Here is a 25,506-nt window from a genome sequence, read left to right as displayed (position 1 = left end):
ATCACCAATCCTTAATTATTGTTTCAATTTTTGCAGCTGTCTAGGTAAATAGAATTTTACCAAAACTATAACCATAACTAAGCTAATAATTATAGGTAAAAAAGTCGTTAGATGCAAACCTAAAAAAATTAACAAGGCCAGCGTCATAATTAACCATTGCAGCAGTAAAACTATTGTTACTAATAATTGAAAACTTTGCTGTTTTTGACTTTCAGTTAACGGATAAATGTGAGTTAAGACAATCGCATCGTACTTTTTAAAGAGCGGCAACAACTGAAATTCCACTAGATAAATAAAGAGAGCCCCAATTACAGTCAGTACCCAATAATTATGAATGGCATAGATCAATAATAAAGCGACAATAGTTAAGCGCACAAAAAGGCCACTATATTCACTGTTACGCACAAAGCCGCGGGCAAATAAATAAAAATAAGCATTTTTTTGCTCCAAAGTAATGGGTTGAAATAGCCAATCAAGCCACTTTCGACGGGCCACCTTGCTTGAAATTCCCGGCACGTCCGTAAACAAGTTATAAAATCTCTTCAACTGATAGGAACGATTTGCTTCTTTTATAATCGCTGCATGCCATTGAAAAACTCCCTTTTTTAAACAACGATGCCAGCGATATTCACACCATGACCACCAAAGCACAGCAAGCACTAAAGCTAACCAAGTATTTAAATATACGGCAATAATTAAAAGTCCAAAATTTAAAATAATATTTTCGCCCAGTAAATAATGATGCGGAGAAGATTGATAAAAAGCAGTCAGCTGATTACTAATAAGAGTAATTACTATAATAATCGCAATTATGGCTAGTAAAATCACTTGCAGTAAAGAAAATCCTACTCCCCGAGCTAAAAATGGTGTTAAAAAAAATCCCAATAACATCAAGGAGATAATTGGCATCAAGAGACTATAGCTGTATGCATCACGTAAATATTCTGGTAAAGAACGCTCTTGTGGTAACAAAAAGGCTTCATCGGCCGCTTGTAATAATGTCACAGGATGAAATAATAAAGTAACTAAACCAATAATAATGATTGCCACCGGTTGAGCCCACCAGACACCTTGCGGTAAAGTAGTTAAAGCTTGTGAATACCAAAATCCCACTGCTCCCAACATAAAGATAAGGGCAATAATAAAATATTCATTAAAAACTAATTTTAAAAATTTTCTCTGTTCTTTAACGTGATTTATAAAACGTTGCTGCCATAAGGCTTTCATCCTTGGGCATCCTCCTTGGACATTTGCACATATAATTCCTCAAGATTAGCTGCATCCATCTGAAATTCTTTTTGAATTTGTTCCAAAGTACCTTGAGCCCTAACTTGACCATGATTAAGCAACACAAAGCGATCGGCACTTTGTTGGGCATTTGTTAAAATATGAGTGGACATCAAAATGGCCGCGCCCTGCTGCTTCTTGTCTTGAATTAGTTTTAACAAGTCTCGAACAGCTAGTGGATCTAAACCGGTAAAGGGTTCATCAATAATAAATAATTGTGCGGGTGTCACAAAAGCACAAACAATCATAACTTTTTGCTTCATTCCCTTAGAAAAATTAATCGGAAACCAGTTTAATTTATTATCTAAACGAAAAATTTTTAAAAGTTTTTGTGCTTGCGGCCAGGTTTTTTGCGGATCCAAATTATAAGCCATCATGGTTAATTCTAAATGCTCTTTCAAAGTCAATTCAGGATATAAAACGGGTAACTCCGGAACGTAAGCTATTTTTTGACGATAGGCTTGAATGTCATCAGCTAAGGTCAAACCATCAACAGTAATCGTTCCTTGTTGCGGCTGCAAAAGGCCCATAATATGTTTGATTGTGGTGGATTTACCCGCACCATTTAAGCCAATTAAAGCCACAGTTTGTCCATTTTCTACTGTGAAACTTTCATGCTGTAAAACTGGTATGCGACCATAGCCGCCGGTCAAGTTTGTTATTTTTAATGTCATAAATTTAACCCTACTCTCTTCAAATCGGCTGTAATTATGATAGCATTAAATATGAATAAGTTGGAATTTTTATTCATATTTTAAAGGAGGTTTTTTCAATGAGTAACCCTGAAACGGATTGTGTTTTTTGTAATATTATTGCCGGTCAAATACCTAGTTATACCGTCTATGAAGATGAGGTAGTTAAAGCCTTTTTAGATATTTCACAGGTAACACCCGGACACGTACTTTTAGTCCCTAAAAAACACGTTAAAGATATTTTTGAATATGATGCACAGCATGCAGGAACAGTTTTTGCGCGAGTTCCCAAAGTTGCTCGGGCCATTCGCGCAGCTAATCCGGAGATTCAAGGTATGAATATATGTATTAATAATGGTAAAATTGCTTATCAATCAGTCTTTCATTCCCATATCCATCTTGTGCCACGTTATAGTAACGAAGATGGTTTCCAAATGAAATGGGCCGATAATACCGATCAATATGATGAACAAAAACTCACGCAAATTGCCCAAAAAATTGCCCAGCAGATAGGAGAATAAATCATGAAAAGTCTATTATCCGGCTTTTTAGTGGGAGCAACTCTGGGAACTGTCGGAGGCTTTTGGCCGCAGCCATTAATCAAAAACTCAGCTGAAGACTCTCTCAGTTCTTGGCCACAACAGTTTAAAATTATTACTAACCAGCTCAAACAAGATGTAGTTCCTACTGTAAAAGAAATACAACAAAGTATTGCGGAAAGCAAGCTGCAAATTGATGATGATTTAAAGCAAATAATTAACTCAGCTAATAACCTAAAAACGGATTTGCCGAAAAAATAGTGAAATTTATGTGAAATTTATTTTATAGTGCTATAAAATAAACTTAAAGTATGTTATCTTGATAGTTGTTATCTTGATAAGATAAAACTAGATTGGATGTGTGATAAAAGTTATGTCAAAAAAGTTAAATAAATTTATGTTGGCGCTGGTCGCCTTCTTGTCAGTTACACTTGTTGCCGGCTGTTCCAGCAACAAAGCTGTAGTTACAATGAAGGGTGGTAAAATCACTCAAGAACAGCTGTACCAAAAAATGAAAAAGTCTCAGGCTGGCCAACAAGCACTGCAGCAAATGATTATTTCTCAGGCTTTAAAAGATCAGTATGGCAAAAACGTCAGTGATAAAGAAGTCAATAAAGAATATAATCAATATAAAGATAAATACGGATCCCAGTTTGACAGCTTATTACAGCAAAATGGTCTAGATGCAGCTTCATTTAAAGATACCATTCGGACTAACCTGTTAACTAAAGTGGCAGTACGTAAGGAAACTTCGATTTCGCAAGCAGAATTAAATAAACAGTGGAAAAAGTATACTCCTAAAGTTACTGTGCAACACATTTTAGTTAAGGATGAAAGTACTGCTAAAGATGTGATTAAGCAACTGGATGATGGTGCTAGTTTTAATAAGTTGGCTAAGAAGTATTCTACTGATTCGGGAACCAAGAACAGTGGTGGTAAATTACCAGCCTTTAACAATAGTGATACCTCTTTGGATGCTAACTTTAAAAAGGCAGCTTTAAAACTCAAGCAGGGACAATATACCAAAGAACCAGTTAAATCTTCTTATGGTTATCATGTTATTAAGATGATTAAACACCCAGGTAAAGGTACTTTGAATAGTCACAAGAAGGAATTGGAAAATCAGATTTACGCTGCACGGATGCAAGATTCTGCCACTATGCAAAAAGTAATCTCTAAAGTCCTTAAACGTGCTGATATTTCGATTAAGGATAATGATATGAAGAATATCTTATCAGGTTATCTGGCTAATGACAAAAATGCTAAAAAATCACAATCCTCTTCTTCCAACAAATAATTAACTGCATTATAAAGTTTGTTTTAATTAAAAATAGCCTTAACTTCACAACCGAAGTTAAGGCTATTTTTTTCAGGTCAGAAACTCACTTTTTAATCCTTGAAATTAGGCACATAAAAACGGCGATTGTCCATTCCAAAAATACGATCGGTAAATTGACCCGGAGCCACCTTTTGTTGGGCTTTGGTAATCATATTTATGGCCGCATCCAATTCATCTAAACTGTGCAATACTTCAGCTTCTAATAATTGCGGCCTTTTTGGAGAGCCGTATTCATAAAGTCCATGGTGGGCAATAATCATATGTCTTAACAGCAGCACCTCTTCTGAATTAGCATCCAGATGCAATTGTTTACAGGCAGTCACGATTTCACCATCAATAATAACAATATGACCTAATAAATTACCTGCCAATGTATATTGCGTGTTCAACACACCGCTTAATTCACTGGTTTTGCCTAAATCATGTAAAATTACACCTGCTAGTAATAAAGACTGATTAATTTGCGCATAATGTTGACAAACATCTAAGGCTAAACGAGCAATGCTTAATGTATGATAAGCTAAACCGCCGGCATAATCATGATGATTCGATTTCGCCGCTGGATATTCAAAAAAGCTTTCTTGATGCTGCTTTAATAAAAAGCGAACAATCCGATTCCATTCCGGTTGCGTAATTTGAAACAATAACTCATTAATTTGGTCTTGTAGTTGCTGCTTCTGTAAAGGAGCATGTTTAATTAGCTGACTCCAAGAATAAGTCTCAGCAGCAGCTATTTTCATTGCAACAATTTTGATTTGTAAGCTGCCTTTATATAACTCGCATTTACCGGTCAAATCTACTACTTTACCTGCCGTAAAATTTAAAACATCTTGGGCAGTAGCATCCCAAAATTTACCGGGTAACTCAGCCGTTGCATCCGCAAAAATAATTGCTAAAAATTGTTTCTGATTGCGAGCTATACGGACATCCACTTGTTTGATTAAAACTGGTAATTCAAAATCCATTCCTGCTTGTAAATCGGCCAAATTTTTACTCATTGTTTTATCCTTTCAGTTTTAATACATGGTCCATCGGAAAAAGAGCTGCGGTCTTATCAGCAGTACAAACATAAATAACTTGGGTAGTTTTGGCTAAGTGCTTAATAATTTTACTAATGTTGTTCTGGCGAGATTGATCAAAATCTACCAAGGCGTCATCAATTAAAATCGGCATGACTGTTAAATCCGCGATTTCAGCAATAAAAGCCAAATCTAAAGCTAGATATAACTGTGCAGCTGTTCCCTGTGATAATTCATGAACGTCAAAAGAGTCATGATCTGCGGTTAATAAAACTAATTGATTAGGCGTAAATTTAATTTGGATATAGTGCCCATCAGTCAATAATTTAAAAAATTCTTCTGCTTGTTTGATTAAGCGGGGAAAACGATTAGCACTAGCAACATTTAAAGTTGTATTAATCCAATCTACTGCCATAGTATTACTCAGCCATTGTTTAAAAGTATCAAGTAAATCAGTATTATTAAATTCAATTGCCTGCACTAATTGCTGATAAGTATTATCATGGGCTAACTGTTGGGCCTGTGCTTGCAGCTGGGCTTGTTGTTGAGTATTCTGATTTAACTCTTGTTGCACTTTTTTTAAGTCCTGTTGGGCTTGGTGCTGTTTTTGCGTTAATTGCTGCGCACTGTTTATCTTTTGCAAATCTGCTAATACTAATTTGAGATTCTCTTCTAAGACCGCCAGGCGTTGGACTTGTTGTTGCCGCTTTTTTTGGTGTTGGATTAATAAATCCAATTCTTGATCAGTTAGTAAATGATATTTATGACGGAGATTTTGCAACTGTTGTTGTTGCTTATGCAAATCTTGTTTAAATTCATTTATTTTAGGTGCAACTTCTTGTAAATTAGCTGTTTGTAGTTTTTTTAATTCGACTAAATGTTGATATTTTTGATAACTGGTTGTAAAAAAAGCAAAATCAATTATTTGCGGCGCCTTCACAGACAATAACTGCTTCACTTGCTGCTGCCACTTTTGGTAAGAACAGTCATACTGCGCAATTTGTTTTTGATTAGCCTGCTGTTGCCGGCGCAAATGTGCTAATTGGGTTATGGTTCCCTGTAAAGAGATTACTTCTTGATTGGTTAATTCATCTACGCCAGCTTCATGTTTAAAATTAATGATTGGTTTTGTGAATTTTGTTGTTGCCCAATGAAATGGTTTCTTTGTCAAAAACCAAACATTTCCTAATAAAAAAAGGCATCCAACTATTGCTGGTAAGATCCAATGATGAGTTATTACCAGACCAGCAATCATTAAAAACGAGGCCACAATAACACTAACTAAGACAACCACTAGCGATTTCTTGCGCATCCGTGAGTGATTTTTTTTGAGCAATTGTTGAAAATTCTGCAATTGCTTTGTAGTTAGAGGTTGCGCTGTTGTCGCCAAATGTGGATTTTGTTGGAGCAACTCCTGTTGCTGCTGCTGTAATTGTTGCTGTTGTGGCTGCAGCGTGGTTTTTAAGTTTTGCGCTTGTGTTTGTAATTGTCCACATTGACGCTGTAAATTATCAAAATCAGTTTGATGCGCAGTAAAATATTCTAATTGCTGAGCTTGTTGCAAAGTAAGTTGCCGATTCTGCTGCTGGAGGCTATCTATAATTTGCTGATCCGTTTGTATTTGTTGTTTATATTTATAAAAATCCCTTTCCTCTTCATGACTAATCGCCAAAGAGGACTGAAGCTGTTGTTTTAACTGTTGCCATTCTGCATATTGCTCCCATTGTTGCTGTAGAGTCAACCAATAATCAACTGCCTGCTGCGCACTTTGTTGTTGCGCTCGCAGCTGCACTTGCTGGTTCTTTAATTGCTCTTTTTGACGAAGTAATTGCTGATAATGTTGGTTTTCCTCGGCTACTTGTTTTAAATTGTCATTTAATTCTTCTCTTTTTTTCAACAAAAGATTTAAAGGTTGTTTTCTGCCCCGCGGACGATATAAACTATTAGCCTCTTTTTGCATTTTTTGCCGCAACTGCAACCACTCATTGGAACCAATGACCCCCAAAGCCAAAATTCGTTCCAATAATTCATCCGCTGATAATTTATAAACTTGCTCTAAAGATTCACGATTGATAAAATTCGTTTGCGCAAATAAGTCAGCAGTCATCGGCTGTAGCCATTTTTGATAAAGTTCTGCCGAAACGGCTTGATTATTTTTAAAAACTTGTAATTTTTCGGTCTTTTTATTTTTTACCCGCTGAATAACCCACTGATTCTGTGTGGCATCTAAAGCATAAATCTCACCGCCATATTGATTGCTGATATGCGGCAAGTAGCGCCAATACTTTTCTTGACCGCGTGCAGATGCAAAACCAAATAAGATAGACCTGATAAAATACAACAATGTGGTTTTACCAGTTTCATTATTACCGCAAATAATTTGATAGTCCGATTGAAAATTTAATTGTGTATCTACCCAGCAGCCGAATCCATAAATATTTACACCTGTTATTCGCAACTTAATCCTCCATTTTATTTTGACTCATGGTTTTCAGTACGTCTTGTTTCAATTTGTTTAAAAAATCCTCCTCTTGTAATAAATCTTTGATGGGAGTTACTTGTTGCAACTTTCCCAATTTATCCGCAATATTATCAGGTGTAAAAATTTCCTGGGCTGCCTGCTGCCAAAAGGTTTCATCAAGGGATTGATAAATTGTACGCGAGTTAATCTGCGGCACTAGACTATAAATATAGTTAAAATGATCAGAAGTAATCTGTTGTTGTAAACTAGCCAGTAATTCACCTGAATTAACTAATTTTTGCAAGTCGGGATCTAAACATTCAAAATTCTCTAAGGTCAGAGTAAGCAAAGAATTATTTTTGTTTGCTATTTTTTGTTTTATTTGAGTTAACAGCTCATCCAGGTTAGTAACATTTTGTACGTCTAAGCGGCAATTGTGCCAAATAATACGAGCAATGGGACGAAATTCAACTGTAGTGGTCTGCCCATCCCACTCTACTAAATAATACCCTTTAGCCCCGCTTTCTTGCTGCTGACGTCCTTGTAAATTACCCGGATAAATGATATAAGGATTTTTACATAAAATTTGTTGTTGATGAATGTGTCCCAAAGCCCAATAATCATAGCCTTTATTCTGTAAATCCTGTAAAGTAAAAGGTGCATATGGATTCTGTTGAGCCACACCTAATTGACCGTGCAAAATACCAATTTGATAGTCCACATTGGATAAACGTCGTGGAAAATTCTGGGCCATATCTTGATAGATATGGTTTTTATCATAACTAAAACCACTAATAGCAATCCGTTGGTTTAAACCCAAATCCCAAGTTATAGTAGTAATCTTGGGACCAAAAACAAAGACATTGTTTGGATAAGTAATAATTGCTTTGGATGGGGTCCAATAATCATGATTTCCAAAAATAATTAGGACCCGAATATTTTTTTGCGCCAGTTGCTGAAATTTAGCCTGTAAATAAAGTTGCGCCTGTAAATTGCGTTGCACATTATCAAACAAATCACCTGCAATAATAATAAAATCTACTGCAAAATTGATGGCATCGGCTACTAATTGATCAAAAGTTTGGTAAATTGAATTGACTACGGACTCTTTGATCGCCGCCGGCAAATAAGTTAGCCCCTTAAACGGACTGCCTAAATGTAAATCAGCTGTATGAATAAATTTCATCTAATACCTCGATCACAGCTACACTACTGTCAAAAATTTTCTATTCTAAAACACAAAAAAGACGACACTTACCATAAGTATCGCCCCAATTACAATCATCCCTGATATATTTCAGCCACAGGTTTAGAAATTATCTTATTTAATTCTTCCATCATCGCATTTACTTTTCGTTCTTGTTCCATTAAATTTTTGATGGAATCAAACTTAGATAATTGTGTGGAGAGATCCTGTAAATTCTTAATTTCTTCATCAGTAATTTGTTGACCACTTAATTCTTTTTGTTGATAATCCAATTGCATCTTTTGTAATTTTTGAAAAAGGCTATAAGCCATAGCGTCGGCTTTCATCTGACTAAAAGCACCCTGTAGTCCCATAATTTCTGGAGTTTGACGCAATTCATTCTCCAATTGGTTGGCAGTGTCATAAACGTTGATCATTGATTATATTCTCCTTTTTAATGTCCTATAAAACCTTTGATTTGATTATACCATTGACTGACTCCCTGGCGAGTATTATTAAAATTATTAATCGTATCTTCCACTTTTTTCCGCATTTCCCCACTAAAGTTGTTAAACCAATCTTGCGGTGAATTATGCTGATTACGTTCCGCAATTACAGCAGCATCCTCTACTTGAAAAGCAGTATTTTTAGTATGCGGTAAAATATTTTCCAATTCATTTTTAAATAACGGAGCAATTCCTTGTTCATTACTATCCTGCAAAAAATGATTTTGATCAGTTTTATCAAAGCCAATCCAAGTAGCAACTACAATATCGGGCGTATATCCTACTATCCATTGGTCTTTAGTGCCAGAACCATATTCAGCCGGCACTTCAGTACTACCAGTTTTTCCGGCTAAACGATAACCATTAGGTTTAGCATTCTGGCCTGTACCTTGATCAAAGACCCCTAACATTAAACTCGTCATTGTTTTAGCAGTTGACTTGCTCATGATTAATTTCGGAGTATCATTATGATTTTGGGCAATCACTGCCCCAGTAGCATCAACAATCTTTGTAATAAAATGAGTATTAGCTAAGCGGCCTTCATTAGCAAAGGCAGTATAAGCACGTGCCAGTTGATAAGGGGTCAAACCAGTCTGCAACCCACCCAAGGCTAAAGCCAAATTGTGATCAGACTTCGGTACTTTAATGCCAAAGTTCTCCATAGCGGCTACGCCTTTGTTGATTCCAATTTTGTCTAATAACGCAACTGCCGGAATATTTTCACTTTGGGCCAACGCTTGATAAAGAGGAATTTCATCAGAAATTGAGCCGTCAGCATTAGTAGGAGTATAATGATTTTTACCAAAGCTGGTTACTTGATTGGGCAACATGGAATCTAATTTATATCCCCGCTCAATGGCAGGAGTATAAACTGCCAAAGGTTTGATAGTTGAGCCCGGTTGTCGATTCATTTGCGTTGCGCGATTTAAACTACGAAAAGCATGATGGCCGCGCCCTCCTACTATAGCACTCACACCGCCATTTTTGGGATTCACAGCAATGGAAGCGCCCTGAGCTAACGTGCCATCAGCAGCGTTAGCCGGAAATAAATAATCATTATCAAAACTGGCCTGCATTTTTTGTTGGACAGTCTGATTTAAAGAAGTGTAGATGGTATAGCCCTTATTTAAGATATCCGACTCCGATAAATGATACTTGGTTTCTGCTTCAGAAATCACCGCATCGAAATAAGAAGGATAACGATAGCCATTTTGTTTTTGGTAACCATTAGTAATAGTTAAAGGTGCTTTTTGTGCCAATTGCATTTGCTGAGATGTTAGTTTATTATTATCCCGCATTAATTGTAAAATTAAATTGCGTCGTTGCTTGGAATTTTGGGGATTACGAATCGGATCATAAAAGCTGGGATTGCGCAACATGGCCGCCAAAGTAGCAGCCTGACTGGCATTTAATTCACTTGCATCTTGAGCAAAATAGCGCTGGGCAGCATCTTGCACACCCCAGACGCCATTGCCAAAATAGGAATTATTTAAATACATTGATAAAATATCTTTTTTACTATAAACATGGTTAATCTCTACTGCCAAAAAAAACTCTTCCGCTTTTCGCACTAACGTCTGTTTCTGTGTTAATAATGCATTTTTGGCCAATTGCTGGGTAATAGTGCTTCCGCCACCGCTGATTTGATGATGTAAAAGAAAACCCAAAGCACTACGCGCGTAACCACGAATACTAAAACCATAGTTACGCCAAAATGTGCGATCTTCTGTTGATATCACAGCATTTTGCATTGCCGGGGAAATCCGCTCTAAATTAACATAGGTCCCTTTTTGAGCATATAGCGACCCGGCCTTATGTCCGGAATCATCCATAATTGTCGTTGTCGTTTGTAACGAGGCCTTTAAATTAGCAATGTTGGCTGTTTTTGCTCGAAAAGTCAAGATAACACTACAAACTAAAAAGAAACTTAGAAAGGTTAAAAGTAGCCACCGCCACAAGTGATAGCGTCTGAAAAAATAGTGGACAAATTGTCCTAACTTAGAGAACCAGTTTTTTAAATATTGTTGCAAACTTAGTTTTTCATTATGTTTCATAGTTAATATTTTACCATAAAAAGGAGTCAAGCCGTGTTTCTAGAACGCCACTTCATTATTAAGGATTTGCCTAATCCCCTAACAATTCGTACTGCGCTTAAAAAATGGTATTTACCCCGCAAATGGCAGCACAAATTACGGAGTCAACGCCGTATTCTTATTAACCACCAATATCGTCCTTTTAATACTCTTTTAGATAATGGCGATCAAGTAGACTTCAGCTTAGACCTCAATTTTAAAAATCAAAACTATTTAGCAGCAGCTCAGTATGATTTCTCTGTCTGTTATGAAAATTCCGATTTACTGGTCATTAATAAACCAGCAGGTATTAAAACCCACCCTAATCAACCGCAGGAAAATGATACTTTGTTCAACCAAGTTCGAACCTATCTCGGATTTAATCCGCTCATGATTCATCGTCTTGATAAAATGACCAGCGGCTTGATTATGATTGGTAAAAATCCGCTTATTATTCCAATAATGAATCGGCAGTTATCACAAAAAATAATGTCCCGCAATTATCTCGCCGTTACTCAATATAATCCTCAAGCAGCCCATGTTGGCTCTATTAAACGACCTCTCGGCCACGATCTGCTTGATCCCCGAAAACGGCAGATTACTTCTCAGGGCCTTTTTGCTTGGACAGATTATCGAATTATTCAACACAATCAAAAATATGCTTTAGTTCAGCTGCAATTGCATACCGGACGCACTCACCAAATCCGTGTTCATCTGCAATCTATTGGTATGCCAATTTTAGGTGATCCACTCTACGGAACAACAAGTACCCGCATGTATCTTCATGCCTATCAATTAAAATATCAGAGACCCTTTTCTCAAGACTTTCAGACCGTCACTATTTCTATTCCTGCTGACTTTTACCAACTAACTAATTAAAATAAGACTGTACTTGGTCAGCAGTAGGAATAGACGGCTGAGCTCCCAATTTCTGAACCGCCAAAGATGAAGCTCGATTAGCGTATAAAGTTGCCGCTACTAAGTTACTAAAATCAGTTTTCAAAACTGCTCCCAAAGCGCCAATAAAAGTATCGCCAGCAGCAGTCGTGTCCACTGCTTTAACTTTAAACGCGTCGACAAATTGATCAATTTTGTGTTGATTATCATAAATATAAGCGCCCCGGGCTCCTAACGTAATAATGGTCCGAGCACAGCCTTGTTTCTGGAAAAAGGCAGCAGCCTGCCGCATCGAATTTAAGTCCGTAACCGAAACATTGCTTAGCGCTTGAGCCTCTGTTTCATTAGGGCAGATTAAATCTGTAGCCGCTAATAATTGGGCGGGAATTTGATCCAGTGCGGGAGCAGGATTCAAAATAGTTTTGACTCCAACATTATGAGCATAAACAAAGGCTGCAGTGGTAACTTCTACTGGAGTTTCAAACTGACTAATCAAAAAATCTGCTTCTTTAATTATGGAATGAGCATTTTTTACATCGGTTAGTGATAAATTTTGATTAGCCCCACCGTAAACTAAAATACTATTTTGACCGGTAGTCGTTTGTAATAAAATATAAGCTTGTCCAGTATCTTTTTGGTGATCAACCACAATATGGTCCGTCTCGATATGATCTTTTTTGAGAGTTTCCAGTAAAAAATTTCCCGTCTCATCTTGACCCACGCGCCCGATAAAAGCGGTCTGAGCTCCACCAGCCCGCGCGGCTGCCACGGCTTGATTAGCACCTTTACCTCCGGGTGCAGAATTTTTCCCTGTCATACTCAAAGTTTCTCCTGGTTGTGGTAAACGGGAGATTTGCAGAATTGAATCTAAGTTTAAACTACCTAGAATAACGATTTTATTAGCCACTTTATTTACTTCCTTATCTTAATCTAAAGCTGATTGATTTTAGCCTACCATAGACGACTTTATTAAACAATTAACATTAATAGTTCCAGGTCAAATATTTCTCAGTCAACATTAAAATATTTATTTTTATTTTTAACCAAAAAAATACCTCATGATTACACCAGTAATCACGAGGCCAGATTAACTTACTTAATCACATTACATTTCATCTGGCGCTTGAACGCCTAACAGCCGTAAAGCTTCTTTTAAAACAATCGCAACGGCTTGAACTAAATTTAAGCGGGCTGCTAACTGGTCATCATCAACTAATACTTTAGTCTGTGCATAGTAATGATTAAAAGATTTTGCTAAATGCAAAGCATATTTAGCAATTACTGAAGGCTCTCTTAACTGTGCTGCCTGCTGTACGGTTTCTGGGAAATTAGCCAAATGTTTTAAAATGTCCCAAGTAACATCATCTACATCAGTATCAAACACCGCCGCTTCATCTTGAGCTTGTGGTCCAGCCTTGCGCAAGATGCTCATTGCCCGGGCATGAGTATATTGGACGTAAGGTCCAGTTTCACCTTCAAAACGGACTACCTCTTCCAAATTAAAATCAAAGTTATCAGTCCGATTATTTTTTAAATCATGGAAAATAACTGCACCTACACCTACAGCATGAGCCACCTGATCTTTATTAGCCAAAGTAGGGTTTTTTTCTGCAATTTGTTCTTGAGCTAATTGAACTGAATCATGTAAGACATTTTCCAGTAAAATTACTCGACCTTCTCGAGTAGAAAGCTTTTTCCCGTTAGCCGTAATCAACCCAAATTTAATATGTTCAATATCTTGGGCCCAAGTAAAGCCCATTTTTGCTAAAACGGCTTTTAATTGTTCAAAATGAATACTCTGTTCACTACCTACCACATATAAAGATTTTTTAAAATGATAAGTCCGTTTGCGATATAAGGCCGCCGCTAAGTCCCGTGTAATATATAAGGTAGCTCCATCAGATTTCTTAATTAGCGCTGGCGGCAGATCGGAACCTAAATCAACAATTTCAGCGCCCTTACTTTCCTGTAATAAGCCCTTATGCTCCAGTAGGTCTAAGATTTCATCCATTTTATCATTATAAAAAGCTTCCCCATTATAGGAGTCAAACTTAATTCCCAATTCATCATAAACTTTCATAAATGACTTTAAGGATTCTGAACGGAACCATTGCCAAAGTTGGGTAGCTTCTTCATCACCATTTTCTAATTTTTTAAACCATTCCCGTGCTTCTTCATCTAATTCAGGATGTTCTTTATCTAATTTATGAAATTTTACATAATATTTTTGTAAATTAGTGATAGGATCTTTTTTAACATCGGCTTCCGAACCCCATTTTTTATAGGCAACCATTAATTTACCAAATTGGGTTCCCCAATCACCCAAGTGATTAATTTTCACAGGGTGGTAATTTAGTTTATCTAAAATTAAGGCAATGGAATTGCCAATAACAGTCGAACGCAAATGACCCATTGACATTGGTTTAGCAATATTGGGTGAAGACATATCAATCGTGACGACAGAATTTGCACCCACAGTAGAATTGCCAAAGTTATTTTTTTGTTTAATAACTTCCTCAATAGTTGTGGCGGCGATATCTTTTCTTTGTAAAAAGAAATTAACGTATGGTCCTTGAGCACAAACTTGAGCAAATTGACTGCTATCCACCTCTTTAGCCAAGTTTTGGGCAATTTTTACCGGCGCCTGATGTAATTGCTTAGCTAAACGAAAAGTAGGAAACGCAAAATCACCTAATTGAGAATTTTTAGGTATTTCTACCATTTGTTGAACTTGTTCTGGACTGATTGTTATTTCGTCTAAATTTTTTAAAGCTTCGTAAACAGCTTGTTGAACCAATTGTCGAGCTTGATTAATTTTCAAATTTATCTTTCTCCTTAACAATTTAAAAAAGTCCCTTTCAATAAATTATGAAAGAGACGAGAAAACCCGCGGTACCACTCTAGTTGATTAGTAATAATCCACTTGAATTAAAAAATATTATAAAAAATACAAAGACGCGACGGTATTAATTAGGATCAGTTCTCACTCTCCTGACCTCACTGTCACTACAACTAACTTAACACTTTATTTCTTTGCGAACTTATAATAACTGAAAATCTCATTCTTTGCAACTTTTATTTAATTCGCTGCACAATCGCATATTTAACCGCTAAAAAGTTCCAAGATTTTTTAATTTAAATTGTTGAGCATGTGTAATTTTCGTTTGATAAGATTGCAAATCACTCTGCCAGCTTAAGTCTGAATAGGAATGTTTTTTAAATTTCTTGCTTTTTAATACAGTGTATTGTTTTATAAAATGTTAAGGAAAGGATGCAAGAGATGAACAAACACAAAAATGACTTTCTATTTTAGATTAAAACCTGAAAAAACACATAGCAAAGTAACATATATGAAAAATAGAGAACAAAAGTGTCATACTTTTAACCGAACAATAAATTAAAACATATAGGGATAATATTAAAAGAACATAGATTAATAGCTTATCAAATATAAATTCTATAAACCTATATTTAAGAAATATGTTTATTTTATTAAAGAAATGCATAATTATACATGAATAATAAAACACTATTATACTACTTACTCAATAAGAAAAATATTTGTTCAAAATCCATTAAAAATTACTTTGTTCAAGTTTAATCATAATTACTTCATTCATGGTTATTTTCATTATTATTCAAGCTCATTTTAATGCATTGGCATTATGGCCAATATTTGTTTGTATATTTTTAATATTTATACCAATAATAAGCAGTTTTTTAAATATCATCGTCCTCACCACTCATCATTCCTGATTTAGGATCATTGAATCAATCCAAAACCTGTTTTTCTGTCATTCTGTAAATTTGTTTGTCAGGATCATTAACGTCAGCAAAATCTTCAAAATGATACATTTCTTAATTGCATCCACCACATCAATTTTTAAAGTGGCTTTAGTCTTATCAACTTGAATGCCAATTTTATCTTAGAATATTCTGCATTTAACAATACCTTTTCCATAATTTTGTCATCAAGTCTAGTAACTGTTTCTTCAACAAATATCTTTTGCAAGAATTTAGTTGGGGCTTTTAACTCACTAGTACATTGTCGAATTGGTTCTAATGGCCAACCAGTATTTAGTTCTAATTGTTTAATTGTTGGTGTAGCACCCCAAGCATCATATCTGAAAAAGATAACTTCCAAATTATGCATGTCTATATAATTCAATAGCCATTGATAAACTTGTTCTTCATTAATTAATCCTTCTGTTTAATGTTTCAAATTATAAAGCATATTAATATTAACCTTGACAGCCCTCTGATATTCACACAACGCTTTATCAAAATTCTTTTTGTTAATCTTGCGATTATTAATTTTTATATACCTAACTACTGAGTTATAAAGTAGATCTACTATTACAAAATCCAAATCTTTTTAAATGACTTTACCGCCAACAACTATTTTAAATAGTTTGTCTTTAACATTACTTAGTAACATATACTCTTAATATTTTCTTTGCTTCTTTATCACTCATCTTTTACTACCTCTATTTTTAAAAAATTATTATCATAAATATGTCTTTTTCTATTATTTTATACGTGTAATATGGTATACTTATATTTATTGGGAGGTAAGTATGAAACGTCGATTACTTATTAAAGCTTTAGAAGCCGATGGTTGGAAATTAGTTCGTAACGGAGCTAATCACGATGTTTATCGAAAAGGTAATAAAACTGAACCAATCGAAAGACACCGAGAAATACCTGAAAGACTTGCTAAAGCTATCCTAAAAAGAAATGGGTTAAAATAACCCCTTTTTATGGAACGAAAGGAGTTCATTATGAAAAAAAAATTTCAAAATGTTGTTGATGCATACCCTGTAATTATTAGCTATGATAGTAATGAAACAGAATACCCATATTTTGCACATATAGTTGACTTGGATAGTGATACTACTGGTCAATCACTTGAAGATGTAATTAAAATGGCTAGATGTGCAATTGGAGATGAAATTATAGCCCGACAAGATGAAGGTTTGGATGTTCCCAAAGCCTCCCGCAATGTCCAGGCAGATAGTAAAGACGATATAGTCACCTATATTGATATTAATGTTAATAAATATCGTGCAACAATTGATAATCGTACTGTCAAAAAGACTGTTACAATTCCTAGCTATTTAAACGAATTGGGCCAAGAAAAAGGTATTAACTTTAGTGAGGCATTAACAAATACGCTACGAGAAAAATTAAACATTTAGCCACTAATATACGTGGCTTTTATATTGCTTTCTCATAGCTTTCGCAAATTCACATATTATATTGGACCGCCTCCTTAACTTTGGGTACAAAAAAGCACTCGAATGAGTGCTTCATCTTGTTGTTTAAGATTTGAAATCGTTCATAGTAAACTTTTTCAAAAAATATACTCTGTCTAAATTATCTCTACAAAAAAGAACTAATTTCTGTACTTGATTTGGAAACTCTCCATTGAAAGATTCATACACGATTATTTTAATTATCAAAATACTTGCAGAGCTTCTCGATGATATATAGCAAGGAATGCTATCTTTGTCCTCACAATAATTAGAATTAATATAATATTCCTCATCACTTTGACTTAATTTAAAATAGCTGTTTGTTATTCCTATTTATTCAATATTAAGATTCAAATTGCTAAAGTTACTTATATCTATTTCAATATCATCAGTCCAAATCGCTTTAGCTCTTGCGTTCTTACATACTAGTTTTAATCGCTGCCTATTTTGCTTAGAAGAAAAACGTAGAGAAACAACAACTAAAAATGCTGCTATTGCACTTGCCCTGTCCGCTATGCTACCCCATTCCATTAAACCATCTCAACAATTACCTAACTTTTTAGATATTAAATAATATTAATCGTGCCTTATATAAGTGTATCCTTTTTCTTTATAATTTTTTATTTTATCAAATTCATTTTTTCTGTTATCGAATTTTTCTTGATCAAATTTTTCATCTTTTACATATAAATAGTATTCATTATCTTTCAAATATGAATGTGCACCACTTATACCATCTCCATATGTAAAAAATACCTCTGTCTCGTCAACTGTGTAGCATTTAATATCAAGTCTATCTAAAATTAGATCATCATGATTATCCCATTGTTTATAGAATGCTTCATTCACTTCTCTAGATATTTTCATATCTATAATTTTTTTGTTTGGAAAAACATGTCCAATATTCTCTATATAAATATACTTATGTTTTTTATCATTGGATGCTTTATTAGATTCTTTCTCTATAATAAAGTAAGCTATTAATTGAGTTTTCAAAATAGGTAAATTATTTTCTTTTGTAGAAACAAATAAGTTAATAGAATACTGAATTTCATTCTCTATACTATTCCAACCACCATCTAAATTAAAATATGGCAATAAGTCATAAATTCTATTCTTATATTCTTTTTCTTTTTCCTGTGACATCTGATACCTAGCAATACCATAAGCTACAACACCTGACAAAATAGATCCTAAATAACCGCCCCAAAATCCTAACCAGCCGTCATTACTGCCAACACCAAAATCACCAACTGACATTAATAAATTAAGAATTAAAGGTATAATAAAGACAATTAATACACCAATGTACCAATACTTTTTTAAAAATTTCAATAAATTCTTCCATGATTTCCTCAATAATTCACCTCAGTAACATAATATTATTGAGGAAACAAAAAAGCCAGCTTGTCCAAGGCAGGCTTCTGTTTTGTCCATGAATTCATCCATATATCTTGCCTCCTTTAATTTCAAGTAATTTGCTATAATCACCTTAAAGGAGGTGATAGATATGGAACTTGATTATGATTTTGTGAGAGATTTATTAATCTTTTGCGCTGAAAGTAAGCATAAATTTGGCCCCACAAATAAAGAAACCATTGAATTTTCCAAAAGTAAAAATATTCCAATTAATCAACTTGCTTTTACCGTCAATAAACTATTTGAAGCCGGTTTTACAAATCACGAGGTAGAATATGCAAGTAATAAACCAAAAAGAGTTATGCCAGGTAATCTAACATGGGAAGGAAATGAATACCTAAATTCTATTAAGAATAAATCCACATGGAATAACATCAAAAAATTGATTTCTGAAAAAGGATTAAGTATTTCATTTGATGTTATAAAGGATGCAGCCAAAGCCTGCGTAAAAAATAGTCTCGGTTTATAGATTTTAGATATTTGAATAATTTAAAAGCTTTTTACTTCTCAGGAGGACTGAAATCTAAATCAGGAGATTTGAAGTTTTTAGAATTAAACGTGTCTGAAGAACTGAAACAGATCTGTATAGACGAAGCTTGTTTTAATAATATTCGTCAATACATGATTCTAACCGGTTTATTAACAGGATGTCGATACAGCGAAGTTACTGGTCTAACACGGGACAATATTAATCTCAAAACTAAAAGAATATCTATTGAAAAATCTTGGGACTATATAAAGAATAGTGGCTTTGAACTGACCAAGACAGATTCATCTGTACATACAATTAGTATTAATAATGAGTTAATTCAATGTTCCAGCAACTGAGACAAGAACAGAATGAATTCTTTTTTAAACATGGTTATCGTGACCCCTTAAACTTAGTTTTTCGGAATAATATCTTTACCATTAATTCGAACAACGGCACTAATAAGCCCTTTGCTCATATGCTGAAACAAATTGATGCTAATAATATACATTCCACGGTCTTAGACACACTCATGCATCCATTTTGATAGCAAAAAAGTTGGTATTGATTATATATCAGAGAGATTGGATCATTCTTCGATTCAAACTACTCCCCGTGTTTACTCTCATTTGTTAAAAGATCGACGTGATAAAGAAAATGAAAAAGCGATGGAAATTCTCGATAATCTTTGAAAATATCCATCGTTTTTTTTTATAATTTTAGACCAATTTTTTAGTTTGGCACAAATTGATATACCTTATAAGACCAAAAATCCCATTATATTAGCAAACACCCACCTCTACCAATCAACATAAAACATCCTCAACATAACAAAAAGCGGATGACGAGAATCGAACTCGCGACGCCAGCTTGGGAAGCTGAAGTTTTACCACTAAACTACATCCGCAAAACACAAATACTATTATACACAAAAATAAGCATTTTTGCTGAATTTTTTTATTTTTTTTGTAATAATATTACTGTTATGTTAAAAATAAGAAAAAGCCTATACTTAAAAAAAGCCGGACGTTTTCTCAGTATTTTAGTAGGATTAGAATTAATAGCCGTCAGTGTCTCGATGTTTTTTGCTCCACATAAAATCGCAGCTGGCGGGGCTACTGGTATTGCTATTTTAGTTAAAGAATTGTTAAATGTTCAAATGCCACTTACCCTACTAGTATTTAATATTTTTATGTGGATTTTGACTATGATATTTTTGGACAAAGCCCAAGCTGCCAAAATTACCTTTGGCAGCATTGTTTTGCCCATCTTTTTAGCTGTTACTCCCAACACTCAAGTTATTCAGGATGCCCTATTATCGGATATTATCGGAAGTATTCTTTTTGGCCTAGGGCTGTCTATTATCTATCGCATGGGATCTTCTGCAGGTGGGACTACAGTTCCACCGATGATTCTTAATAAATACTTCCATATTCGGAATGCTAATAGTTTATTTGTGATCGATGGCATTGTGTGTTTAGGAAATATTTTGGTTTCGGGTTGGGAACAATTCTTTTTAGCAATTCTCTCAGTCGGCATTTCAACTATCGTTTTAAACTACGTCCAAACCGGTCTCGATAAAAAATTAGTCGTTTACATTATGAGTGAAAACAAACTAGAAGAAATTAAAGCTAAACTCACTGCTCAAATGGCAATTGGCAGTACGGTTTTTGACGTTCGCGGTGGCCATTCTAATCAACCAAAAGAAATGCTGATGCTTGTAGCAGATACCCAAAGTTATGGTTCTATTTTAGATATCATTTATGATATCGATCAAAATGCATTTATTTTAACTGATAGTATCGCTGAAGTTCACAATGGCAGTTTTTAAAATCAAAAAAAGTGATCCCTTTTTGCTGGGGATCACTTTTTTATTTACTAATATTAATTTAATAACTGTCTTTGTGCTTTTTGAGCAGCGACGTTAATCACATTCCAAGGACGATCATAACCAGGCTGGAAGAAGAAATCAGCATAGGCTAAATCATTAACTGTCAAATGTTGCTGAATTGCTAATGAAATCGTATTAATATCAGCTGTAACATCTGCGGTTGACATAATCTGAGCTCCTAAAATGCGACCATCCTCAGGAGCATAGGTTAATTTGAATTGAACCTTGGCGTTTTGCTCTGCTGGAACAAAAGCGGGACGATAAGTATCTTCCAGATAAACTGAAGCCACTTTAGTTTGATAATTTTCAGCAGTAGCATCTTTAATACCGGTTGAAGCAAAATGATAGCTAAAAACTGACAGTGCAGAAGAACCGGAAACTGCTGGCGTTGGCTGAGTAGCTTTATTCAAATTTTTAACTGCGTAACGTCCCTGACGACGGCTATTCGTTGCCAAAGCAATCTTTGCAGTTTTTCCTGTTGGTGCAAATTTAACCAAGGTGGCATCTCCAACAGCAAAAATATCAGGTTGACTGGTTTGCTGGTATTCATCAGTTTTAATAGTTTTATCAGGATTTAATTGTAAAGTATCTGCCAACCACTCTGTATTGGGTTTAACTCCTACAGCTTCAATTACTAAATCTGCTGCGTAAGTATTTTTATCAGTTTCTACTTGAGTAACTTTACCATTCTCACCTACAAATTTTTGCACACGCTCTCCTAAAGCCAAAGTTACATTATTGTTTTCTAGTTCATCAGCCAGCACATCTGTAAACTCTGAATCCAAATAAGTACCCAAAATTCGTGGCAAAACATCAATCACAGTGACTTTTTTGCCTGCCTTAGCAAAAGCTTCAGCAGCTTCAATCCCAATATAACCAGATCCGACAACGACTACATTTTTAATCAGCGGCTCTACACTGGCCCGCTTTAACTTCATTGCCCAATCTCGGCCACGCATAAAATAAATATTATCTAAATCTTTTCCAGCGACATTTAATTCGATTGGAACTGCTCCTGTACTAATAATTAATTTGTCATAGGTTTCAGTTCTGGTAGAATCATCAACCAAATTGTGCACAGTTACTTGATGTTGTGCTGGATCAATGGCAGTTACATCTTGTTGCACAAAAACATGAACTCCCTTTTTCTCCATTCCTTCTTTGGTAGCATAGCGAACCGTATTAACATCTTTTACGACACCTTCGAGATAGAGCTGCATCCCACAAGAAAGAAACGAAATGAAATCGCCCTTTTCGTACCATTGAATTTCGGCATCAGGATAATCTTGTAAGAGCTCTTGAACAGCTTCAAAACCACCATGTGATGAACCAACTACAATAACTTTCATAAAATATGATCCTCCTTTTTTCTGCAACTACATTATAATCATTCTAATATAGAAATACAATAGGCGATTTGCAGATAAAAATTTAGTCAAACAATTTGTGGTTACAACAGCTTGTAAAGATTTCTCATCTAATTATTAAAGGTACCCAAAAATCACTTACCTCATTTTTTATAATATTTATTGTATTAAAAATTAAAAATCTAATTCTTATATGCGCCTATAATAACTATTAGTATAGATAATCAACTGAAAGTTGTTGTAACAATAATTTTATCAGAAGGTTCCACACCAGTAGAACATGTTGGATCAAATTTATCGTTATATAAATCTATAACTACATAATCTTCTTAAGTATTGTATAATCAAAACTTTTTATATAAGGATGTGCGTATATTATTTTTGTTTTCCTTACTTTATATCTCTTGTCTTGGATTCAATGTAATACAACTTTAGTCTAATTCTAAATTGAAAAAATTAAATACAAAAAAGCCACGCACTAAATAGCATGGCTGCAGTAAAAAAGCTGTTACTTTGAATAATTGCTTTTTTTCACTTAATGAGGAGTTTTTTAATTAATTATTATAGTAAATATCTACGGTTTGATCTTGAGTATTACCGTCCACGATTTGCTTATCTACCTTGGATGGCCTTGGTAAATCACCATTGTTTATTGCTAAAGCATTATATTCGTCCCAATAATCTTTTGTCCATTCACTATAAGTTTTAGTTCCGTCACTATTAACAGTCACTCGTCTATGAATGGTAGCCTTTTGAACAATTGAATTTATACCTTGATCATATGGTAAATGAATATTTATAGTTCTTGTTACAGTTTTATATTCAGTACTCATATTTATTAAGGGCTTCAGTTCGGGAGTATAAGTAATGGGTTCAGTTCTAGTTACATTTTTCATTTCATCAGAAGTTTTGAGGATTCCTTTATCTGAACCACTTGTAGCTATCCATGTGTTATTTGTCGCTACCATCGCATTTCCGTTTACATTAAAGATAGGATTATTAAGTAAGAATCTTGGAAAAGAAGTATTCTTGATATTAGGCCCTACAGTTAATTTGTTAATACCACGAGTTCCTAAAAATGCATTATATAAGAAGTTCTCATCATTTATATGAGTATTATCAAAGTTCCTAATATCGATATTATTGAGATACATTCCTTCAAACATCAGTTTAGCATCTTTAAGATGAGGTGTTACAAAATTGCTTAAATCAAGATTCCTTAATTTATAATCTGTTAGAAACATAGCAGTGAAATTTTCTACTTTTTTTGTATCAAAACTACTTAAATTGACTTTTTCTAAGTTATAACAATTCAGAAACATTGCCCCCATATCAGTAACATTAGAAGTATCCCAACCGCTTAGATCTAGTTCTTTTACTCCACAAACGTCAAACATTTGATGCATATTAGTTACTTGAGAAGTATCAAGATTAGAAAGACCAACAAATTCTTTGACTCGATTAAAATTGCCAAATAGACTAGAAGAGTTTTTGGGTGCTATCACACTGGGATCAATTACTAACTTAGTGATTTCCGTATTAAAAGGATACTTTATGTTATTAAATATAGCTCCAGGATCAAGTTGACCAGCATGAATAGTTAATACTCCCTCGTCACCGTCTTTAAATACATCCCATTTACAAGTGCCATCAACGCCCTGGTCAAGAACATTAGAATCTGCTTTAACTGCTTGTGTTGTTGTATCCGTCTGCGACGTGGTTACAGCATTTATTGGCTGTTGCATTAGCAAGAAGCCAAAAGCCAATCCTATAAAGGATCCTACAATATTTACATATTTACTTCTTTGATACATTGTCCTTCCCCCCCTTAAATGTGATACAACTTTAGTGTAATTTCAAACCCCAAAATTTCAACAAAAAAGACCTGTACTTCATGTACATGTCCTTCCAACTCAGTAAACAATAAATTAAATATCGAATAATAATTAAAAATAAACTAACTGCTTTAATAATACGATTGAAAACTTATCGACTTTCATTTATTTTTTGTTTGTTTGACAAATAATAAAGGAATGGAGATGCTCTTATTAAAATAAGCCACAAAGCATTAGAGATAATCCTCTTTTTTGAACAGTTGGACAACAGCATAACCACTTATTACCTAGACATGATTTTTTGTGTAATTATCCTGTTTAAATACCCGTATTTAGACGCTTATAACAAATCTTATATGTTATCAAATTTTGGCACAACTTCTAAGAATTAAAACAAGTTATAAATAAAGAAACATTTAAATACTATAGGTATGGCCTAATTTTTTGTATAAGATTTGCAACGTAATTTCGTATTAATTGAATTTTTTTCAAGTTTAATTTATCATGAAGTCGGTTTCTAAAAAATATAATTATTGGAGGTAGAAAAAAATGAAGTTAAAGATTTTACCAACAAAAATTGTGGAACTAACATTGTTACCGTTCGCAATAATCGCAGTTACCTAAAGCTTACTACCGCAATCATTGAGAAGCCAGTATCAATGACATAAACGGTCAAAAAAGTATCCAGTATATTGTTATTTATATATTAGTAGTCAAGCAACAATTAGCATAAATGCTTAACTTTTTGATTATGAAGAGAATAGTTGCCCAGTGATTGCTATTATAAATTAATTATTATTTCTATAACTTTAATTACAACTTTTTACCTTATAGATTTGATAATAATTTTGTGTTATATGGAATTATTTATCAACCTTTTTATAATTCTAATCTATTAGGAAGCCAGTAAAAACCATATTATTTGAGGGAGAAAATGAAGTTACAATTTTTATCTACAGCAATTGTGAATCTAGCATTATTACCAATTGCAACAACCATAATTACTTAAACAGCCAGAGATACGATCGTTGTTTATAAGCCAGTAGCAGCGATCCAAACAGTAAAATTAATTGCAATTGTTAATTATAATGTTAGCAGCCAAGCAACAACAAAAAGAGGCGCCCAGGTTGATGCTTCAGATGATATTTCAGGTAGTATAAGCAATTGCTCAAGATAGGATTATATTTGCAATACTACATATTCATTTGAAAAGATAAAATTATACAAGGGCGTATTCTATCAGATTGTTGGTGTTCTTGGCTCGACTAGCTG

22 protein-coding genes, 1 tRNA gene and 1 pseudogene are annotated in these 25,506 nt (G+C 34.4%); 9 read left to right on the top strand and 15 right to left on the bottom strand.

The window, feature by feature from the left end; translation table 11 throughout:
• Positions 1–15 precede the first annotated feature (15 nt).
• Together JG29_RS03035 and JG29_RS03030 are read right to left on the bottom strand one after the other, a co-directional pair.
• Entirely contained in the window at positions 16–1,227 is a 1,212-nt protein-coding gene (locus JG29_RS03035; protein WP_045922425.1) for an ABC transporter permease, read from the bottom strand.
• Complete coding sequence (locus JG29_RS03030; RefSeq protein ID WP_045922424.1) at positions 1,224–1,961, bottom strand: ABC transporter ATP-binding protein; 738 nt, start codon at positions 1,959–1,961, stop codon at positions 1,224–1,226. The genes JG29_RS03035 and JG29_RS03030 overlap by 4 nt, the downstream gene beginning before the upstream one ends.
• Positions 1,962–2,059: 98 nt before the next feature.
• On the opposite strand from JG29_RS03030, the gene JG29_RS03025 reads away from it, so the two are divergent.
• The 3 genes from JG29_RS03025 to JG29_RS03015 all read left to right on the top strand — a co-directional run bounded on the left by JG29_RS03025 (position 2,060) and on the right by JG29_RS03015 (position 3,815).
• Positions 2,060–2,500, top strand: coding sequence for an HIT family protein (locus tag JG29_RS03025; protein WP_045922423.1), 441 nt, complete (start codon positions 2,060–2,062; stop codon positions 2,498–2,500).
• A gap of 3 nt (positions 2,501–2,503) precedes the next feature.
• Positions 2,504–2,779 (top strand): hypothetical protein, encoded by a 276-nt coding sequence (locus tag JG29_RS03020; protein ID WP_045922422.1) that lies wholly within the window; start codon positions 2,504–2,506, stop codon positions 2,777–2,779.
• 112 nt (positions 2,780–2,891) lie between these two features.
• Positions 2,892–3,815: a peptidylprolyl isomerase PrsA gene (locus JG29_RS03015; RefSeq protein ID WP_045922421.1), complete on the top strand. Its 924-nt coding sequence runs from the start codon at positions 2,892–2,894 to the stop codon at positions 3,813–3,815.
• A gap of 92 nt (positions 3,816–3,907) precedes the next feature.
• On the opposite strand, the gene JG29_RS03010 is transcribed toward JG29_RS03015, so the two are convergent.
• The 5 genes from JG29_RS03010 to JG29_RS02990 all read right to left on the bottom strand — a co-directional run bounded on the left by JG29_RS03010 (position 3,908) and on the right by JG29_RS02990 (position 11,083).
• Positions 3,908–4,855: a 3'-5' exoribonuclease YhaM family protein gene (locus JG29_RS03010; protein ID WP_045922420.1), complete on the bottom strand. Its 948-nt coding sequence runs from the start codon at positions 4,853–4,855 to the stop codon at positions 3,908–3,910.
• 4 nt (positions 4,856–4,859) lie between these two features.
• The gene (locus JG29_RS03005) at positions 4,860–7,334 is read right to left on the bottom strand and encodes an ATP-binding protein (RefSeq protein WP_045922419.1); all 2,475 of its coding nucleotides are present in this window, start codon (positions 7,332–7,334) and stop codon (positions 4,860–4,862) included.
• A 1-nt stretch (position 7,335) separates the two neighbouring features.
• A complete protein-coding gene (locus JG29_RS03000; protein ID WP_045922418.1) occupies positions 7,336–8,523 on the bottom strand; it encodes a metallophosphoesterase family protein in 1,188 nt (395 codons plus the stop codon).
• A 95-nt stretch (positions 8,524–8,618) separates the two neighbouring features.
• Complete coding sequence (locus tag JG29_RS02995; protein ID WP_045922417.1) at positions 8,619–8,960, bottom strand: YlbF family regulator; 342 nt, start codon at positions 8,958–8,960, stop codon at positions 8,619–8,621.
• Between the two features lie 17 nt (positions 8,961–8,977).
• Positions 8,978–11,083 carry a transglycosylase domain-containing protein gene (locus JG29_RS02990; RefSeq protein WP_084232514.1) on the bottom strand — a complete coding sequence of 702 codons (2,106 nt, stop codon included), beginning with the start codon at positions 11,081–11,083 and terminating at the stop codon, positions 8,978–8,980.
• Between the two features lie 33 nt (positions 11,084–11,116).
• Here JG29_RS02990 and JG29_RS02985 point away from each other — a divergent pair, with 33 nt between their 5' ends.
• Positions 11,117–11,980, top strand: coding sequence for an RluA family pseudouridine synthase (locus tag JG29_RS02985; RefSeq protein WP_045922416.1), 864 nt, complete (start codon positions 11,117–11,119; stop codon positions 11,978–11,980).
• On the opposite strand, the gene rbsK is transcribed toward JG29_RS02985, so the two are convergent.
• The 3 genes and pseudogenes from rbsK to JG29_RS02970 form a co-directional block, all read right to left on the bottom strand.
• Positions 11,973–12,905, bottom strand: coding sequence for a ribokinase (rbsK, locus tag JG29_RS02980; RefSeq protein WP_045922415.1), 933 nt, complete (start codon positions 12,903–12,905; stop codon positions 11,973–11,975). The two genes, JG29_RS02985 and rbsK, sit on opposite strands and share 8 nt — an antisense overlap.
• 198 nt (positions 12,906–13,103) lie before the next feature.
• The gene (argS, locus tag JG29_RS02975; RefSeq protein WP_045922724.1) at positions 13,104–14,813 is read right to left on the bottom strand and encodes an arginine--tRNA ligase; all 1,710 of its coding nucleotides are present in this window, start codon (positions 14,811–14,813) and stop codon (positions 13,104–13,106) included.
• Between the two features lie 956 nt (positions 14,814–15,769).
• Positions 15,770–16,205 (bottom strand): annotated as a pseudogene (locus JG29_RS02970) (terminase TerL endonuclease subunit); the annotation flags it as partial.
• A 370-nt stretch (positions 16,206–16,575) separates the two neighbouring features.
• On the opposite strand from JG29_RS02970, the gene JG29_RS02965 reads away from it, so the two are divergent.
• Positions 16,576–16,749, top strand: a complete 174-nt coding sequence (locus tag JG29_RS02965) for a type II toxin-antitoxin system HicA family toxin (RefSeq protein WP_045922413.1) — start codon at positions 16,576–16,578, stop codon at positions 16,747–16,749.
• Between the two features lie 30 nt (positions 16,750–16,779).
• A complete protein-coding gene (locus JG29_RS02960; protein WP_045922412.1) occupies positions 16,780–17,196 on the top strand; it encodes a type II toxin-antitoxin system HicB family antitoxin in 417 nt (138 codons plus the stop codon).
• A gap of 390 nt (positions 17,197–17,586) precedes the next feature.
• On the opposite strand, the gene JG29_RS02955 is transcribed toward JG29_RS02960, so the two are convergent.
• Together JG29_RS02955 and JG29_RS02950 are read right to left on the bottom strand one after the other, a co-directional pair.
• Positions 17,587–17,784, bottom strand: coding sequence for a hypothetical protein (locus tag JG29_RS02955; RefSeq protein WP_045922411.1), 198 nt, complete (start codon positions 17,782–17,784; stop codon positions 17,587–17,589).
• A 45-nt stretch (positions 17,785–17,829) separates the two neighbouring features.
• Complete coding sequence (locus tag JG29_RS02950) at positions 17,830–18,588, bottom strand: TVP38/TMEM64 family protein (RefSeq protein ID WP_045922410.1); 759 nt, start codon at positions 18,586–18,588, stop codon at positions 17,830–17,832.
• Positions 18,589–18,763: 175 nt separating this feature from the next.
• Here JG29_RS02950 and JG29_RS02945 point away from each other — a divergent pair, with 175 nt between their 5' ends.
• Together JG29_RS02945 and JG29_RS08565 are read left to right on the top strand one after the other, a co-directional pair.
• Complete coding sequence (locus tag JG29_RS02945) at positions 18,764–19,141, top strand: DUF2513 domain-containing protein (protein ID WP_045922409.1); 378 nt, start codon at positions 18,764–18,766, stop codon at positions 19,139–19,141.
• A gap of 343 nt (positions 19,142–19,484) precedes the next feature.
• On the top strand, positions 19,485–19,688 hold the full coding sequence (locus JG29_RS08565) for a hypothetical protein (protein ID WP_052696288.1): 204 nt from the start codon (positions 19,485–19,487) through the stop codon (positions 19,686–19,688).
• A 289-nt stretch (positions 19,689–19,977) separates the two neighbouring features.
• On the opposite strand, the gene JG29_RS02935 is transcribed toward JG29_RS08565, so the two are convergent.
• Positions 19,978–20,048 (bottom strand) — tRNA-Gly (locus tag JG29_RS02935).
• Between the two features lie 78 nt (positions 20,049–20,126).
• Here JG29_RS02935 and JG29_RS08660 point away from each other — a divergent pair.
• Positions 20,127–20,972 carry a YitT family protein gene (locus JG29_RS08660; RefSeq protein WP_045922723.1) on the top strand — a complete coding sequence of 282 codons (846 nt, stop codon included), beginning with the start codon at positions 20,127–20,129 and terminating at the stop codon, positions 20,970–20,972.
• Between the two features lie 53 nt (positions 20,973–21,025).
• Here JG29_RS08660 and JG29_RS02925 read toward each other — a convergent pair whose 3' ends face one another.
• Positions 21,026–22,381, bottom strand: coding sequence for an FAD-dependent oxidoreductase (locus JG29_RS02925; RefSeq protein WP_045922408.1), 1,356 nt, complete (start codon positions 22,379–22,381; stop codon positions 21,026–21,028).
• A 572-nt stretch (positions 22,382–22,953) separates the two neighbouring features.
• A complete protein-coding gene (locus JG29_RS02920) occupies positions 22,954–24,213 on the bottom strand; it encodes a BspA family leucine-rich repeat surface protein (RefSeq protein WP_045922407.1) in 1,260 nt (419 codons plus the stop codon).
• Positions 24,214–25,506 lie beyond the last annotated feature (1,293 nt).

It is taken from the genome of Bombilactobacillus mellis, assembly GCF_000967245.1.
Lineage (GTDB): Bacteria > Bacillota > Bacilli > Lactobacillales > Lactobacillaceae > Bombilactobacillus > Bombilactobacillus mellis.
The sequence above is the reverse complement of the archived record's forward strand: the minus strand, read 5'-3'. Positions and strand labels throughout refer to the sequence as shown.

Bases quoted from the DNA above. Each gene is read 5' to 3' on its own strand.
- JG29_RS03035 (WP_045922425.1), bottom strand. From the start codon at position 1,227: ATGAAAGCCTTATGGCAGCAACGTTTTATAAATCACGTTAAAGAACAG.
- JG29_RS03030 (WP_045922424.1), bottom strand. From the start codon at position 1,961: ATGACATTAAAAATAACAAACTTGACCGGCGGCTATGGTCGCATACCA.
- JG29_RS03025 (WP_045922423.1), top strand. From the start codon at position 2,060: ATGAGTAACCCTGAAACGGATTGTGTTTTTTGTAATATTATTGCCGGT.
- JG29_RS03020 (WP_045922422.1), top strand. From the start codon at position 2,504: ATGAAAAGTCTATTATCCGGCTTTTTAGTGGGAGCAACTCTGGGAACT.
- JG29_RS03015 (WP_045922421.1), top strand. From the start codon at position 2,892: ATGTCAAAAAAGTTAAATAAATTTATGTTGGCGCTGGTCGCCTTCTTG.
- JG29_RS03010 (WP_045922420.1), bottom strand. From the start codon at position 4,855: ATGAGTAAAAATTTGGCCGATTTACAAGCAGGAATGGATTTTGAATTA.
- JG29_RS03000 (WP_045922418.1), bottom strand. From the start codon at position 8,523: ATGAAATTTATTCATACAGCTGATTTACATTTAGGCAGTCCGTTTAAG.
- JG29_RS02995 (WP_045922417.1), bottom strand. From the start codon at position 8,960: ATGATCAACGTTTATGACACTGCCAACCAATTGGAGAATGAATTGCGT.
- JG29_RS02990 (WP_084232514.1), bottom strand. From the start codon at position 11,083: ATGAAACATAATGAAAAACTAAGTTTGCAACAATATTTAAAAAACTGG.
- JG29_RS02965 (WP_045922413.1), top strand. From the start codon at position 16,576: ATGAAACGTCGATTACTTATTAAAGCTTTAGAAGCCGATGGTTGGAAA.
- JG29_RS02960 (WP_045922412.1), top strand. From the start codon at position 16,780: ATGAAAAAAAAATTTCAAAATGTTGTTGATGCATACCCTGTAATTATT.
- JG29_RS02955 (WP_045922411.1), bottom strand. From the start codon at position 17,784: ATGGAATGGGGTAGCATAGCGGACAGGGCAAGTGCAATAGCAGCATTT.
- JG29_RS02945 (WP_045922409.1), top strand. From the start codon at position 18,764: ATGGAACTTGATTATGATTTTGTGAGAGATTTATTAATCTTTTGCGCT.
- JG29_RS08565 (WP_052696288.1), top strand. From the start codon at position 19,485: ATGTTCCAGCAACTGAGACAAGAACAGAATGAATTCTTTTTTAAACAT.
- JG29_RS08660 (WP_045922723.1), top strand. From the start codon at position 20,127: ATGTTAAAAATAAGAAAAAGCCTATACTTAAAAAAAGCCGGACGTTTT.
- JG29_RS02925 (WP_045922408.1), bottom strand. From the start codon at position 22,381: ATGAAAGTTATTGTAGTTGGTTCATCACATGGTGGTTTTGAAGCTGTT.
- JG29_RS02920 (WP_045922407.1), bottom strand. From the start codon at position 24,213: ATGTATCAAAGAAGTAAATATGTAAATATTGTAGGATCCTTTATAGGA.